Genomic DNA, 15,130 nt, shown 5'->3' with positions numbered 1-15,130 from the left:
GCTCATCGTCATACCTCCTGCTCAGGAACCTACATAACCCCTGAGCCACAAAGTCTGACGCGCGACAGCCCCAAACACCTGCTCACAGAACCGGGCATGGGCTACAGATTCGAAAACTAAGAAACCGCGCCGCACCACCCACACACCGCACCCGGCGACGCGAACGCGAGCGGCCCCACGCCCCGCTCCTCCCCCGCCTCGATCCCCAGCTGCTGAACAATCAAGGGGATGGGGCGGGGGAGGGGCCGCTCGAGCAGGGCGGCCACGCCCGGTGGACCCCGGTGCCTGGGCTCTCAGGCGACCAGGGAAAAAAGAAACGCCTCGCCGGCGGGCAATACCGCTAAGTTTAGGCGAGTTTCCGCAGCTCAGAGGCGTTTGGAGGCGTCGCCCACAGAGCGGTCACACCCCGACAGAACAGTTGCCTCAATTGAAGATTCCCCTCAACCGCAACGGCGACTGTCTCAAGTGGAGAACCGCCTAACCGGCGGGAACGACTGAACAGAGCCTCCGGTAACGCCCTGACCAGGTAAAACGTACTAACTTAGCGGTATTGGCCGGCGGGCAGGCTCCAGGATGTTGGGGGCCCAAAGGGATCTCACCTTTGGGTGGGTGGGCGAGTTGAGTGATCATCCCGTCGCCTGCGGTTTGTGCATATCACTTTGACCCAGAGCCGCAAGCTTTGGTCTTTCGGCCGCCGGTCCCGGCGCATGTTGCGGCCCTGGCTCAAAGTGATCCACCGGTATCAGGCGACGGGATGATCAGCCAACTCTCGGGGTGGCTGTGCTCGGGCCTACGGCCCTCACCCCTGCCCGGAAGTCTCCGAACCGCCACTGGACGAGGAGCTGTCCGGGGTGCTCGTCGTCGTGCTGGTCGAGCTGCTCGCGGGCGGCTCGGACGAGCTGCTGCTCGGCGTCGTGGAGTGCGTGGGGCTGCTGGAACTGCTCGTCGGCGAGCTGCTGGACGGCCCGCTCGTCGGCGGCTTGGTCGACGTGTCGTCACGCGGGGGGCTCGTCGGGTCCGTCGGGGTGATCGGGTTCGTCGGGGGGATCTGCGTGCCCGGCGGGATGTACGTGCCGGGTGGGATCGGGGTGCCGGGCGGCAGGACGACGGGGTTCGCACCGGAGCCGGGGGCCGGGAGGATCGTCACGACGGGCTTGCCGTCCGGGCCGACCGTGACGACCGCCGTCGGGGACGTCGCCGGGTCGGGCTGGGCGGAACCGGCGACCGTCAGTGTGCCCGGCACTGGGTTGCCCGGGATCAGCTGCGGGCCGGACGACGAGTTCGCGTTGCCGGCCTTCAGATCACCGCCGGCGACGATCGACGGTGACGACAGCTCCGCGATGCCGCCGAAAGCCGTGGCGAGCACGACCCCGCTGACCGCCAGCAGGACGTATCCGCTGCGCTTGGTCCGAGACGCGGAATCGCGTGGGGGCGCCACTTCGGCGCGCTGACCCGAACGTGACCCGGACTGGGTCATGGTGGCTCCTTGCTGAGAGATCTCGGCTTGTCCTGCCCGGGCGGAGTAGCCCAGGCGGGTGGACGCGACGGGCAGGTTAGCACCGACGGTTAACGGAGTGCGAGCTGCGCGGCGCTCACCGTTAACTGTCCGCAGTCATTTCGGTGCGGCACGATGGGAGCCGTGACTGCGGAACAGGAAGCGGTGCGGCTCACCGCGTGGGTCAGCGGCCGGGTGCAGGGTGTCGGTTTTCGCTGGTGGACCCGGTGCCGCGCGCTCGAACTGGGCTTGGTGGGCAGCGCGGCGAACCTGCCGGACGGACGCGTCGAGGTCGTCGCGGAGGGGCCCAAGGATCACTGTGAGCAGCTTGTCGTCGCGCTCCGTTCGTCATCCTCACCCGGAAGTGTGGATCAGGTGGTCGAGCACTGGTCGCCCGCCCGAGGGGGCCTGACCGGCTTCGTGGAGAAGTGACGCCGCGCCTCCCGCAGCCGCCGCCCGCGCCTCGGTAGACTCAACCGACCGGCAGAGGTTCGCAGCACCGGAGGGGTCCCCGCCAACGTGCATCTCAAGAGTCTGACGCTGAAGGGCTTCAAGTCCTTCGCCTCGGCGACCACCCTGCGGTTCGAACCCGGCATCACCTGCGTCGTCGGGCCGAACGGCTCGGGCAAGTCGAACGTGCTCGACGCGCTGCGCTGGGTGATGGGCACGCAGGGTGCCAAGGACCTGCGTGGCGGCAAGATGGAGGACGTCATCTTCGCCGGCACCGCGGGCCGCGCCCCGCTCGGCCGCGCCGAGGTGACGCTGACCATCGACAACGCCGACGGCGCGCTGCCCATCGAGTACTCCGAGGTCTCCATCACGCGCCGCATGTTCCGCGACGGGGCCAGCGAGTACGAGATCAACGGCAGCTCGTGCCGCCTGCTGGACATCCAGGAACTGCTGTCCGACTCCGGTATCGGCCGCGAGATGCACGTCATCGTCGGCCAGGGGCAGCTGTCCCAGATCCTCGAATCCAAGCCCGAGGAGCGCCGCGCCTTCATCGAGGAGGCCGCCGGTGTGCTCAAGCACCGCAAGCGCAAGGAAAAGGCGCTGCGCAAGCTCACCGCGATGCAGGGCAACCTCGACCGCCTCGGCGACCTGACCGCCGAGCTGCGCCGCCAGCTCAAGCCGCTGGGCAAGCAGGCCGAGATCGCCCGCAAGGCGCAGTCCGTGCAGGCCGAGCTGCGTGACGCGCGCCTGCGCCTGCTCGCCGACGACCTGGTGACGCAGCGCGCCGCGATCGCCAAGGAGGAGGCCGACGAGGCCACCGCCCGCGCCCGCCGCGCCGAGGTCGAGCAGGCATTGGAGCTGGTCAGCGCCGAGGAGAACCAGCTCGAAGCGCTCCTGGCCGAGGACGCGCCGCGCCTGGCCCAGACGCAGGACACCTGGTACAAGCTGTCCGCGCTGGCCGAGCGCCTGCGGGGCACCGTCCGGCTCGCCGTCGAGCGCCAGCGGCACCTGTCGTCCGACGTGGAGACGCAGCAGACCGGGCGTGACCCGGAGGAGCTGCTCGCCGAGGCCGAGCAGGTCGCGATGCGCGAGGAGGAGCTGAACGAGGCCGTCGCGCAGGCGCGGGCGATGCTGTCGGAGACCGTGCAGCGCCGTGAGCAGCTGGAGCACGCGGTGCAGGCGGCCGAGCGCGCCCACATGGCGGCGGTCCGCGCGATCGCCGACCGCCGCGAGGGGCTGGCGAAGCTGACCGGCCAGGTCGAGGCGCTGCGCAGCAAGAACGGCGCCACCGCCGACGAGATCGAGCGCCTCACCGCCGCGATCGACGAGGCCGCGGCCCGCGCCGAGATCGCCGTCGAGGAGCTGGAGGAGGCGAAGGCCGAGGGCGGCGTCGAGGAGTCCGACGACGCCGAGCTCCAGGCCCGCCACGACCGCGCGGTCGAGGCGAACAACGCCGCCAAGGCCCGCGTCGAGGAGCTGGTGAAGGCCGAGCGGTCCGCCGAGCGCGAGATCGCGTCGGAGAAGGCCCGCGTGGACGCCCTGTCGATGGGGTTGCGCCGCAAGGACGGCGCGGGCGCGCTGCTCGGCGCGTCCGACCAGCTGCCGGGCCTGCTGGGCTCGGTCGCCGCGCTGCTCACCGTCGAGCCCGGGTACGAGGTCGCGCTCGCCGCGGCACTCGGCCCGGTCGCCGACGCCGTCGCCGTGCAGGGCGGTGAGGACGCGCTCGCCGCGCTGAAGTACTTGAAGGACAACGACTCCGGCCGTGCAGGCGTGCTGCTCGGCGGCCAGGAGTACACAGTGGACACCTCGTCGTGGCCGTCGCTGCCGGAGGGTGCGCGCTGGGCCCGCGAGGTCGTCACGGCGCCGGAAACGTTGCGTCCCGCGGTGGAGCGCGCGCTGGACCGCATCGCGGTGGTGTCCGATTTGGACACCGCGCGCCGGCTCGTCGCCGTGCACCCCGAGGTCAGCACGGTGACCGAAGAGGGCGACGTGTTCGGCGCGCACTGGGCGGTCGGTGGCTCGTCGCGCAGCGAGAGCGTCATCGAGGTGCAGGCCGCGGTCGACGAGGCGCAGGACCGCCTGCTCGCCGCCGAGCGCCTGCTGGAGCGCACGGCCGCCGAGCTGGAGGGCGCCCGCGCCGAGCAGCAGGCCCGCCGCGAGGAAGTCGGCCAGGTCAAGGAAGCGCTCAACGAGGCCAAGGTCCGCAAGGCCCGCTCGTCGGAGCGGCTGAACCGGCTGCAGCAGGCCGCGCGCTCGGCCGAGGCCGAGGTGACGCGCCTGCACCAGCAGCGCGCGAAGGTCGAGAGCAGCAGGCAGGAAGCGGTCGAGAAGCTCGCCGAGCTGGAGGAGCGGCTGTCCGCCGTCGCCGAGGAGGCGGTGGACGAGGACCCGGACACCACCGAGCGCGACCAGATGGCCGAGGAGCTGGCCGTCGTCCGCCAGGAGGAGGTCGAGGCGCGCCTCGCGCTGCGCACGGCCGAGGAGCGGGCACGCGGGATCGCGGGCCGGGCCGAGTCCCTGCGCCGCGCCGCGCACGCCGAGCAGCAGGCACGGGAACGCGCCGAACGCGCTCGCGCGCAGCGGGCGAAGGGTGCGGCGATCGCGGCCGCGGTGGTCGACGCCGGTGAGCTGGCGCTGGAGCGCATCGAGCAGTCGGTGCAGCGCGCCGCGGCCGAGCGGGACGAGGTGCAGGCCGCGCGCCAGGGCCGGGAAACCGCGCTGGCGCAGGTGCGCAGCCGGGTCCGCGAGCTGACCGGCGAGCTGGAGAAGCTGACCGACGCGGTGCACCGCGACGAGGTGCTGCGGGCGGAGCAGCGGCTGCGCCTGGAGCAGCTGGAGACCAAGATCGCCGAGGACTTCGGCATCGGCCTGGAGGACCTGGTCGCCGAGTACGGCCCCGACGTGCCGGTGCCGCCCGGCGCCGCCGAGATGGCCGAGTACGAGGAGGCCCGCGAGCGCGGCGAGTCCGTGACGGCGCCGCCGCCGATCCCGTACGACCGGGCCACCCAGGAGCGCCGCGCGAAGCGGGCGGAGCGGGACCTGGCCACGCTGGGCAAGGTCAACCCGCTGGCGCTGGAGGAGTTCGCCGCGCTGGAGGAGCGCTACAAGTTCCTGTCCACGCAGCTGGAGGACCTCAAGGCCACCCGCAAGGACCTGCTGACGGTGATCAAGGAGGTGGACGACAAGATCCTGGAGGTCTTCACGTCCGCCTACCACGACGTCGCGCGCGAGTTCGAGACCGTGTTCTCCGTGTTGTTCCCCGGTGGCGAGGGCCGCATGGTGCTCACGGAGCCGGACGACATGCTCGCCACCGGCGTGGACGTCGAAGCCCGCCCGCCCGGCAAGAAGGTCAAGCGGCTGTCGCTGCTGTCGGGTGGCGAGAAGTCGCTCGTCGCGGTCGGCATGCTGGTCGCGATCTTCCGCGCCCGCCCCTCGCCCTTCTACGTCATGGACGAGGTCGAGGCCGCGCTGGACGACACGAACATGCGCCGCCTGATCGGCCTGCTGGAGCAGCTGCGCGATTCGTCGCAGCTGATCATCATCACGCACCAGAAACCGACGATGGAAATCGCGGACGCGCTGTACGGCGTGAGCATGCAGGGCGACGGGATCACCAAGGTCATTTCGCAGCGGCTGCGTGAGGAAAAGGTCGAAACCGCTTCCTGACGGAATACGCCCGATCGGGGCGGCGTGAAAAATCTTTCACGGGTACTCACGCTGCGTGCTGGTTCAAACCACCCGGGTGGCTCTAGACGCTGTCGTCGGCCGAGCCCTACCGTCGGAAAACGTTTTCCCGCCCCGTCCCCGCCGCGCAGGAGCCCCCGCCGTGCCCACTGTCGTGCACAGGAAAACCCTGGTCGCCATTGCTGTTCTGGTGCTCGCACTGCTCGTGCCGGGCCACGCCTCCGCGGCGCCGCCGCCCGCGCTGCCGAAGGGCCCCGTCGGCTGGGACACCTACCGCACGATGTCCGCGCTGGCGCAGCTGCGGCCGGGTGCCCAACTGAAACAGTTTTCGAGTTTCGACCGGACCGGGAACAACGACGACGGTTTCAACGGGACCTATTCCTGCCTGCGCCAGGACGACGACGGGTGCGTGATCGCGGAATCGCTCGCGCCCGGGGAAATCTCGTCGATCTGGTTCACCTACGCCTCGAACTCCGTCGCCCCGATCGGCCGGATCACGGTCGAGCTCGACGGGCGCACGGTGCTTTCCGGCTCACTGCAGGACATCGTGGACGGCAAGCGCGGCGCGCCCTTCGTGTGGCCGCTCGTCGGCAACAGCGCCGACACGATGGGCGGCGCGGTGATCAAGGTGCCCATGCCCTACACGCACTCGATGCGGGTCACCACCGAGCACAACCCGCACTTCTACCACGTCGCCTACCGGCAGTTCGCCGACGCGACGGGGGTGCGCACGTTCGACCCGACCGACAAGGCGACCGACGTCCTGCAGCGGCTGCGGGGTTACGGCGTGCGCGACCCGAAGCCCGCCGCGCCCGGTGCGCGGACGCAGCACACGGCGGTGGCGCTCGCGCCCGGCGCCGCGGTCACGCTCCCGGTGAACGGCCCTGGCCGGATCGACCAGCTCGCGCTGCGCCTGCCGCAGGTGGTCGCCGCGCCCGCGGTGTACGACGACGGTCGGGCGTTCGCGCAAGGCGGGAGTTCCTTCGCCGCGAGCATTTCCCCCGCCAACGAGGGGGTGCGGATCACCCGCCGCTACGACGCCGGAATCGCGCAGCAGCGGGCGAGCGTGACCGTCGACGGCCGGCAGGCGGGGGAGTGGGACAGCGGCGCGGCCGCCCCCGGCGGGAGCTGGGCCGAGCAGACGATCGACGTTCCCGCCGCGTTCACCGCCCACCGCTCCTCGGTGCGGATCGCGAGCACCTTCGTGTCCTCGGCTCTGGACGTCAACGAGTTCCGGTACGAGATCCACAGCAAGATCGGCGGCGAGTGGGTGCGCACCGACATCATGGACGTCGGGCCGAACCACCCGAGCGACGAGGCGGTGCACGGCTACCGGATCACCGGCCAGACGTGGGCCGGGCTGCAGAACTTCCGCTACGCCACCGACGCCGGGCAGGTCGCGGCCTCCGACGCGGTGCTGGACGGGCTGCGGTTGCGGATCACCTTCGACGGGCAGACCACTGTGGACGCTCCCGTCGGTGAGTTCTTCGGTTCCGGGCTCGGGAAGTACGCGTCGCGGACGCTCCTGCACTCGATCGACACCACCGAGGACGGCGCTTTCACGTCGTGGTGGCCGATGCCCTACCGGCAGCGGGCGGTCGTCGAGCTGGTCAACACCTCGCAGGTGCCGGTCGGCGCGGGCGACCTCGCCGTCACGGCGGCGCCCGACGGGTCCGTCTCGAACGGCCTGACGCGTGGCGAACTGGGGTACTTCCACGCCACGCAGCACCGCGGGGACACCGTGACGGGGCAGGACTGGAACTTCCTGAACACGCAGGGGCGAGGCCTGTTCTACGGTGTGACGACGAGCATGCGCGGGCACATCCCACCGGGTCCCGTGCACCAGATGAACTTCCTCGAAGGCGACGAGCGCGTCTATCCGGACGGCACGGCGAGCCCCATCGAATACGGCACGGGCTCGGAGGACTTCTACGAGTCCGGCTGGTACTTCCAGGACGCGCGGGACGGCGGTGTGGAGGGCGTGCCCTACGCGATGCCGCAGGCGGGGCTCGTCAGCCACGAGAACGGGACGGACGGCTGCCAGTACGTGTGCCTCAACGCGTACCGGCTCATGATCGGGGACGCGGTGCCGTTCGGCGCCGGGGTCGAGTTCGACATCGAGCACGGTAACCGGTCGCAGATGCCGGCGGACTACAGCTCCACGGCGTACTGGTACGGGCAGGCGCAGCCGTCGCTGAAGCGGTCCGACGTGATCGACCTCGCCGACGACGGGTCCCGCCTCGACCACGGCTACTCGGCCCCCGGCGAGACGCGGACGGCCCTGACCTCGACCTTCGAGGGCAAGGCGGACCGTGCGCCGGTCGACGGCACGGTCGCGACGACCACGGGCACGGTCACCTTCACCGCCCGCGTGGACCAGGGCAACCAGGGGGTGCGGCTGCGGCGCCTGTCCGACCAGTCGAAGGCCTTCCAGCACGCGGCGGTCTTCGTGGACGGGCAGCCGGCGGGGGAGTGGTACCAGCCGCTGGGCAACACGTACTCGCGCTGGCTGGAGGACTCCTTCGACCTGCCACCGGCGCTCACGGCGGGCCGCTCCTCGGTGGAGGTGCGCCTCGAACCGGTCGTGGGCGCGCCGGCGTGGTCGGGCGCGCGCTACTCGGTGTTCTCCCACACGCTCACGCCGCCCGCCGACTGATCGCGGGTGAGCCGCTCCGCGAGATCCGGCCGGTTGCCGTCGGTGCTGAACACCGGCCGGGTCCCGGGGCCGCGGCGTCCACTGAGGACGTCCCGCACGAACGCGGCCACCACTTCCGGTGCGGGGACCGGGTTTTCGCCGCCGAGGTAGGCCAGCACCCTGGGCTGGGCGCCCGGGTCGGTCTCCACGGCCACCGCCCACCCGCTGCCTTCGCTCCAGACCAGCATCAGGTCCTCGCCGGGCCGCTGCGGCGTCCGCCGGAGCGCCACGTAGGCGGTGGCGGTGTCGCTGATCTCGAAGCTGGTGCCCTGCTCGGGCAGGTCGAGCGCGGCGGCGATCGACTCGACGTACCCGGCGAGGCCCTGACCGAGCTCGTGGGTGGCGTCGGTGTGGTCCATGGCTCTCACTTTAGGGGGATGCTCGCGCCGCCGCCCTGCTTGCGCGTACGGTGGGGGAGGACGGACCACCGGATCACGGTGTGGAGTACCGTCCGATCCCTTTCGCGGCTCGCCGGGTTCCTCCCGGGCCGCCCTGCGCTTTTCCGAGGAGTTCCGCTTTGACCGCACCCGATCCGGCCGACCAGCCCCTGTTCAGCCACCGCACGGACGACGAGCCGGTGGTCTACCCGGCGCCCGTCCGCGAGCAGGACCTCGACGCGCCCTTCTCGGCGCCGGCCGACTGACGGGCCAGCGCCAGCAGTTCCCCCAGCACCTCGGCCGCGATGTCGGCGAGCGAGCGCTGCTCGTCCTCGCGGATCCACTGCGTGAACGCGATCCCGAACACCGTCGCGCCCGACTCCGCGGCCAGCGTGGCCGCGGTTTCGTCGACGCCGCGCTCGCGCAGCGCCGCCGCGACGTCCTTGGCGACGCTCGCCAGCTTGTGCCGTTCGCGCTCCCGCAACGCGGGGTTCTGATCGATCACCGACTGCCGGAGCCGTGAGTACGGCCGGCGTTCGTCGGGGAAGAACGAGGACGCGGACCGCAGACCGGCCGCGACGACCTCCATCGGTGACGCGTCCGGTGGTGCGCCGGTCACACCGTCGAGGAACGCACGGGCGAAGTCCTGCTGCCCGTGGAAGAGGACCTCGCGTTTGTCGCTGAAGTGACGGAAGAACGTGCGTTCGGTCAGGCCGACCGACCGCGCGATCTCCGTCGCGGTCGTCTGCTCGAACCCGCGGGTGGCGAACAGTTCGAGTGCTGCCTGCTGCAGCCGTTCCGCCGCTCCGGGCTCCCAACGCGCCATGCCTCCGAGTGTAGTGATGGCAGTCACTGACTTCGCGGCGTACAGTGATGTCTGTGGCTGACGTCAGTCGCAGACATCACTGAACTTCGAGCCCTGAGGAGAACAGGCTCATGCGCGTTTTCGTCACCGGAGCGTCCGGGTGGATCGGCTCCGCGGTGGTCGAGGAGCTGCTCGCCACCGGTCACGAGGTCACCGGGCTGGCCAGGTCCGACGCCTCGGCCGCCGCTGTCGAGGCGAAGGGGGCCCGCGTCCTGCGCGGAGACCTCGACGACCTCGACCGCATCCGGCTCGGGGCACGGGAGTCCGAGGCCGTGATCCACCTCGCGAACAAGCACGACTGGTCCGACCTCGCCGGCACCAACGCCGCCGAACGGGCCGCGGTGCAGACGATCGGCGACACGCTCGCGGACAGCGGGCGGCCGTTCCTGGTCGCCGCGGGCTTCGCGGGCGTGGTCCAGGGCAGGCCCGCCACCGAGGACGACCCCTCCCCGTTCCACGGCCCGGATGCACCCCGTGGTGGCAGCGAGAACCTCACGCTGGGGTTCGCGGACCGCGGTGTGCGGTCCGCGAGCCTGCGCTTCGCGCCGACCGTGCACGGCGCCGGCGACCACGGGTTCATCGCGGCCCTCGCCGCGATCGCCCGGCAGAAGGGCGTCTCCGGCTACGTCGGTGACGGCACGCACCGGTGGGCCGCGGTGCACGTGCGTGACGCCGCACGGCTGGTCGCACTGGGCCTGGAAAAGGCCCCGGCGGGCGTGCGCCTGCACGCTGTCGCCGAGGAAGGCGTGCCGACCCGCGAGATCGCCGAGGGGATCGGGCGCGCGTTCGGCCTCCCCGTGACGTCGATCGACCCGGCCGACGTCCAGGAGCACTTCGGTTGGCTCGGCACGTTCTTCGGCACGGACCTCGCGGCGACCAGCGCCGCGACGCGTGAGCTCCTCGGCTGGACGCCCACCGGCCCCACGCTGCTCGAGGACCTCGCCGCGGGTGCCTACGCGGTGGGATGACGGCGGTTCACGAGCCCGCGGGCTCCGGCTCGCGGGTCTCGGTCGCGTTCGGGTCGGCGGTGCGGTGGCGCAGCGACAGCCCACCGCCGACCACGAGCGTGATCAGCACCCCGAGCAGCGTGTACCACGGGAACGCCAGCACCACGGGTTTCGCGCCGGGCGCGGGCGGGATCTTCACCGCGAGCACCACCACGGCCATCACGGCGACGGTCACCACGAACGCGATCACCGCGTCCAGCTGCCGCGCCCGCTTGACCCACAGCCCCAGGAAGAACGCGCCGAGCATCGCGCCGTACGTGTAGCCCGTGATCGACAGGCCCTGCTCGATCACCGGGTTGTTGCGGCTGGAGAACAGCGAGCCGAACACCGCGAACACCACCGCCCACACCAGCGTCCAGATCCGCCCGTGCCGCAGCAGTTTCGAGTCCTCCGGGCGGCGCTTGGTGAACCGCTGGTACAGGTCGGCCACGGTCGAGTTGGACAGCGCGTTGAGCGCCGACGCGAGCGCGCCCATCGTGGACGCGAGGATCGCGGCGATCAGCAGCCCCGCGACGCCGACCGGCAGCTCGCTGGTGATGAACCCGGTGAAGATGTCGTCGCTGCTCTTGACGCCCAGCTCCTTGAGGTTGCGGAACCCGTTGTGCGCCCACAGCATCGCGCCGATCAGCAGGAACAACGCGAACTGGATGGTCACCGCGACACCGCTGCCGATCAGCGCCTTGCGGCCGTCGGCGATGCTGCGGCAGGCCAGGAACCGCTGCACGATCAGCTGGTCACTGCCGTGCGAGGCCATCGTGAAGATCGCGCCGCCGACGACGGCGGTGAGGAAGGCGTACTGGCTCGTGAGCAGGTGCAGCCCGTCGAAGTTGAAGTCGAAGACGCGGAAGATGCCCGCGTCGGAGGCGCGCGACGCCCAGCCGGACGGCAGCTTCCCCGCCAGCACGATCATCGCCACGATCGCCGCGCCGACGTAGACGGTCAGCTGGATGACGTCCACCCACACGACCGCCTTGATGCCGCCGACCAGCGCGTAGACCACGGTCAGCGCGGTCAGCACCACCACGATCTGCCAGTACTGCGTGTGCAGCCCGTAGTGCGACAGGATCACCTGGATCGGGATCGCGCCCGCGAACAGCCGCACGCCCTCGGCCAGCAGACGCGTCACGATGAACGCCACCGACGACACGCCCTGCATGGCCGAGCCGAACCGCTCGCCGAGGAACTGGTACGCCGTGGACTGCCTGCCCTTGAAGTAGCGCGGCAGCAGCACGAACGACACCAGCGTGCGGCCGATGATGTAGCCGAACGGCAGCTGCAGGTAGGTCAGGCCGTTGTAGCTGCCCGACGCCGCCCAGATCAGGCCCGGCGTGCTGATCACCGTCAGCGTCGAGGTCTCGGTGGCGACGATCGAGAAGCACACGGCCCACCACGGCAGGCTGCGCTCGCCGATGAAGTAGTCCGCGGCCGACCGCTGGCGGCGCCCGACCAGGACACCCAGCAGCGGCATCGCGGCCAGGTAGACGACGATGATCGCCAGGTCCACGGGATGCATTGGTCTCTCCTACTCTTCCCGGCGGGGCGCCGCTACCCGCAGACGAGTGACCGCCACGGGGTGTGGCGCGGGCAGCGCGAGCGGTCCGGCGCCGGGCGTGATGCTGCCGAGCAGGCGTGGCGCGCGGGCGCCGGTCGCGCTCGGCACGTTCGCGGGCACGCCGTGCCAGGTGAGCCAGCCCAGCAGCGCGGTCAGGTACGCCTCCTTCGCGGCGCGCGGCAGGCTCAGCTCGTCGCTGGTGACGAGACGGGCGTCGAGGTTCGCGGCGAGGGCACGCATCAGCGCCGGGTTCTCGACCCCGCCACCGGACGCGACGACGGTGCCCGCGCCGCGGCAGGCGTCGGCGACCGTGCGGGCCGTCAGCTCGGTGAGGGTGGCCAGCAGGTCCTCGGGCTCGGCGTGCGGGAGGAACTCGTCGAGGTAGGCGCTGTGGAACAGCTCCTTGCCGGTGGACTTCGGCGGCGGGGCGGCGTAGTACGGCTCGGCCAGCAGACGGCGCAGGAGGTCTTCGTCGACACGACCCTTCGCGGCGAGCGCACCGTTCTCGTCGCAGGGCTTCCCGGTGGTGCGGGCGGCGGCGAGGTCGAGCAACGCGTTTCCGGGACCGGTGTCGTAGGCCGTCGTCTCGCCGTCCGGCCGGACGACGGTGATGTTCGCGATGCCGCCGATGTTCAGCGCCACGGCGGGTTTCCCGGAGGACTCGGCGAGGTCTCGCAGCCACAGCCGGTCGAGGGTGCTGGCGAGCGGGGCGCCGTGCCCGCCCGCGGCGATGTCGCGCACGCGCAGGTCGGCGACGACGGGCAGCCCGGTGCGTTCGGCGATCCACGCGGGCTGGCCGAGCTGGAGCGTGCCCAGCGCGTGGCCGTCCTCGACCCAGTGGAACACGGTCTGACCCAGCGAGGCGATGAGGTCCGCGGGGCCGAACCGGTCGAGCGCCGACTGTGCGGCGTCGGCGAAAGCCTGGCCGACGCGGGTGTCGAGCCTGGTCAGCGCTTCGGCGGTGGTGGTCGCGGGCGGCAGGGCGGCGAGCAGGTCTTCCCGGAGATCGCCGGGGTAGGCGAGCTCGCGCGCGCCGAGCGGGGTCAGCACCACCTCGTCGCCGTCCAGGCGCAGGTCGGCCACCGCCACGTCGATCGCGTCCACCGACGTGCCGGACAGCAGGCCGGCCACGCGTTCACCCATGGAGGAGTGGTCTAGTCCATTTCTCACCGGATTGCAAGACATGTCGTGACTTCTTGTCCGAACCGAGTTTCCGCCTGGTTGGACGTGGGGAAACCCGGGGCGTTCCCGGTCGGTGCCCGATGGATGCGAGGATGGCGGCGTGTCGAGCAACCTCTGGTTCTGGATCATCCTGGTAGTCGTCGTGCTGCTGGCGATCACGCTGGTCACCGGCCTGACCGTGGCGCGGCGGCGGCGGATCAGCATGCGCGAGGCCGCGCGCGTCGAGAGGGAGACCAAGCCGAGAGGCGGGGGCTACCAGGCGGGCGGCGGCATCGCGCTCGCGCCCGGTGGCGAGGAGGCGCCGCCGCACCCGGCGGGGGAGCGCACCGAGGTGGACGGCCAGCCGGGCGTCGGCGACGACGCCTCCGTCCCGAGGGACGCGCCGCGGCGCGGCATCGTGGACGTGAAGCTGCCGCCGGAGCCGGAGGTCGTCGCCGAGCCCGAGCCTGCGGTCAAGGAGGAGATCGCCCCGGCCACGGGCCGGATGGAGCGGCTCCGCGGGCGGCTGTCGAAGTCGCGGTCGATGTTCGGGCAGAGCCTCCTGGGCCTGCTCGGCGCGGGTGACCTGGACGAGGACTCGTGGCAGGACGTCGAGGACACGCTGCTGGTCGCGGACCTCGGCGCGGCGACCACGACGGAGATCGTCGAGAAGCTGCGGGCGGAGATCATCACGCGCGGGGTGCGGACGCCGGAGCAGGCGCGCACGCTGCTGCACGAGGTGCTGACGGAGGCGTTGCAGACGGAGGCGCCGCGGGCGGTGCGGGCGCTGCCGCACACCGTGGACGGGCAGAAGCAGCCTGCGGTCGTGCTGGTCGCGGGCGTGAACGGCACGGGCAAGACCACGACGACGGGCAAGCTCGCGCGGGTGCTCGTGGCGCAGGACAGCAGGGTCGTGCTGGGCGCGGCGGACACGTTCCGCGCGGCGGCGGCCGACCAGCTGCAGACGTGGGCGGAGCGCGTGGGCGCCGAGGTCGTGCGCGGCAAGGAGGGCGCCGACCCGGCGGCCGTGGCGTTCGACGCCGTCAAGCGCGGGACGGAGGCCGGGGTCGACGCCGTGCTGATCGACACCGCGGGGCGGCTGCACACCAAGACCGGCCTGATGGACGAGCTGGGCAAGGTCAAGCGCGTGGTCGAGAAGCAGGCGAAGGTGGACGAGGTGCTGCTCGTCCTCGACGCGACGACCGGGCAGAACGGGCTGGCGCAGGCGCGGGTGTTCCGCGAGGTCATCGACGTGACGGGCATCGTCCTGACGAAGCTCGACGGGACCGCCAAGGGCGGGATCGTGTTCCAGGTCCAGCGGGAGCTCGGAGTGCCCGTGAAGCTCGTCGGCCTGGGCGAAGGCCCCGACGACCTGGCCCCCTTCGAACCCGGAGCCTTCGTGGACGCCCTGCTGGGCTGAGTGTCGGTAATTCGAATACAAACCGACACGATGTCGGTAATATATCCGACATGCTGTTCGTGGCCCCTGACCTCGACCGACGGGAACTGGACGTTCTCGACCAGGTCGAGGAGCTGAAGACGAACCTGCGGCACCAGCTGGCCGAACCGCGCCGCTGGGTGGGTTCGTTGCGCCGGGTGTCGCTGGCCCGCGCCATCCAGGGGTCGAACAGCATCGAAGGATACGAAGCGGGCCTCGACGACGCCATGGACATCGCTGCGGGCGAAGAACCCCTAGACGATTAATGCGTAAGTCGAGGCGGTAGTTGAAGACGGGCGAAGGGTGTTCAAGATCAGTTTGTGACGACCGACCTGAACACCCTTCTCGCCGCACTCTACGTCAAGATCGACGACCACCTCGCTGGTAGGCGTCGGATGGGCAGACC

General features: G+C 71.2%; 11 protein-coding genes. 7 read left to right on the top strand and 4 right to left on the bottom strand.

The window, feature by feature from the left end; all coding sequences use genetic code 11:
* The first annotated feature begins 851 nt into the window (after window positions 1-851).
* The 4 genes from ABFX51_RS10985 (at window position 852) to ABFX51_RS10970 (ending at window position 8,285) form a co-directional block, all read left to right on the top strand.
* Window positions 852-1,451, top strand: coding sequence for a hypothetical protein (locus ABFX51_RS10985; protein WP_091516777.1), 600 nt, complete (start codon window positions 852-854; stop codon window positions 1,449-1,451).
* Window positions 1,452-1,630: 179 nt separating this feature from the next.
* Window positions 1,631-1,927, top strand: a complete 297-nt coding sequence (locus tag ABFX51_RS10980) for an acylphosphatase (RefSeq protein ID WP_346053659.1) — start codon at window positions 1,631-1,633, stop codon at window positions 1,925-1,927.
* 87 nt (window positions 1,928-2,014) lie between these two features.
* Window positions 2,015-5,611, top strand: coding sequence for a chromosome segregation protein SMC (gene smc, locus ABFX51_RS10975; RefSeq protein ID WP_091516781.1), 3,597 nt, complete (start codon window positions 2,015-2,017; stop codon window positions 5,609-5,611).
* 160 nt (window positions 5,612-5,771) lie between these two features.
* Window positions 5,772-8,285: a glycoside hydrolase family 172 protein gene (locus tag ABFX51_RS10970; protein WP_346053658.1), complete on the top strand. Its 2,514-nt coding sequence runs from the start codon at window positions 5,772-5,774 to the stop codon at window positions 8,283-8,285.
* Here ABFX51_RS10970 and ABFX51_RS10965 read toward each other — a convergent pair.
* Window positions 8,243-8,683, bottom strand: coding sequence for a DUF6292 family protein (locus tag ABFX51_RS10965; RefSeq protein WP_091516784.1), 441 nt, complete (start codon window positions 8,681-8,683; stop codon window positions 8,243-8,245). The genes ABFX51_RS10970 and ABFX51_RS10965 overlap by 43 nt on opposite strands.
* 223 nt (window positions 8,684-8,906) lie before the next feature.
* Complete coding sequence (locus ABFX51_RS10960) at window positions 8,907-9,527, bottom strand: TetR family transcriptional regulator (protein WP_346053657.1); 621 nt, start codon at window positions 9,525-9,527, stop codon at window positions 8,907-8,909.
* Window positions 9,528-9,637: 110 nt separating this feature from the next.
* Between ABFX51_RS10960 and ABFX51_RS10955 the strand changes: the two genes are divergently transcribed.
* Window positions 9,638-10,534, top strand: coding sequence for an SDR family oxidoreductase (locus ABFX51_RS10955; RefSeq protein WP_346053656.1), 897 nt, complete (start codon window positions 9,638-9,640; stop codon window positions 10,532-10,534).
* 7 nt (window positions 10,535-10,541) lie between these two features.
* Here the strand turns inward: ABFX51_RS10955 and ABFX51_RS10950 are convergent, their stop codons facing one another.
* Both ABFX51_RS10950 and ABFX51_RS10945 read right to left on the bottom strand, forming a co-directional pair.
* Window positions 10,542-12,086 carry a sodium:solute symporter gene (locus tag ABFX51_RS10950; protein WP_346053655.1) on the bottom strand — a complete coding sequence of 515 codons (1,545 nt, stop codon included), beginning with the start codon at window positions 12,084-12,086 and terminating at the stop codon, window positions 10,542-10,544.
* Between the two features lie 9 nt (window positions 12,087-12,095).
* Entirely contained in the window at window positions 12,096-13,268 is a 1,173-nt protein-coding gene (locus ABFX51_RS10945; protein ID WP_346053654.1) for an anhydro-N-acetylmuramic acid kinase, read from the bottom strand.
* Window positions 13,269-13,407: 139 nt separating this feature from the next.
* On the opposite strand from ABFX51_RS10945, the gene ftsY reads away from it, so the two are divergent.
* Window positions 13,408-14,706, top strand: a complete 1,299-nt coding sequence (gene ftsY / locus ABFX51_RS10940) for a signal recognition particle-docking protein FtsY (protein WP_346053653.1) — start codon at window positions 13,408-13,410, stop codon at window positions 14,704-14,706.
* Window positions 14,707-14,756: 50 nt separating this feature from the next.
* Window positions 14,757-14,990, top strand: a complete 234-nt coding sequence (locus ABFX51_RS10935) for a hypothetical protein (protein WP_091516797.1) — start codon at window positions 14,757-14,759, stop codon at window positions 14,988-14,990.
* Window positions 14,991-15,130 lie beyond the last annotated feature (140 nt).

The sequence above is a fragment of the Amycolatopsis dongchuanensis genome, from assembly GCF_039542405.1.
GTDB classification, from domain to species: Bacteria; Actinomycetota; Actinomycetes; order Mycobacteriales; family Pseudonocardiaceae; genus Amycolatopsis_E; species Amycolatopsis_E sacchari.
This window is presented reverse-complemented; position numbering and strand designations above follow the sequence as displayed.

Bases quoted from the DNA above. Each gene is read 5' to 3' on its own strand.
- ABFX51_RS10950 (WP_346053655.1), bottom strand. From the start codon at position 12,086: ATGCATCCCGTGGACCTGGCGATCATCGTCGTCTACCTGGCCGCGATG.
- ABFX51_RS10945 (WP_346053654.1), bottom strand. From the start codon at position 13,268: ATGGGTGAACGCGTGGCCGGCCTGCTGTCCGGCACGTCGGTGGACGCG.
- ABFX51_RS10980 (WP_346053659.1), top strand. From the start codon at position 1,631: ATGGGAGCCGTGACTGCGGAACAGGAAGCGGTGCGGCTCACCGCGTGG.
- ABFX51_RS10955 (WP_346053656.1), top strand. From the start codon at position 9,638: ATGCGCGTTTTCGTCACCGGAGCGTCCGGGTGGATCGGCTCCGCGGTG.
- ABFX51_RS10965 (WP_091516784.1), bottom strand. From the start codon at position 8,683: ATGGACCACACCGACGCCACCCACGAGCTCGGTCAGGGCCTCGCCGGG.
- ABFX51_RS10960 (WP_346053657.1), bottom strand. From the start codon at position 9,527: ATGGCGCGTTGGGAGCCCGGAGCGGCGGAACGGCTGCAGCAGGCAGCA.
- ABFX51_RS10935 (WP_091516797.1), top strand. From the start codon at position 14,757: ATGCTGTTCGTGGCCCCTGACCTCGACCGACGGGAACTGGACGTTCTC.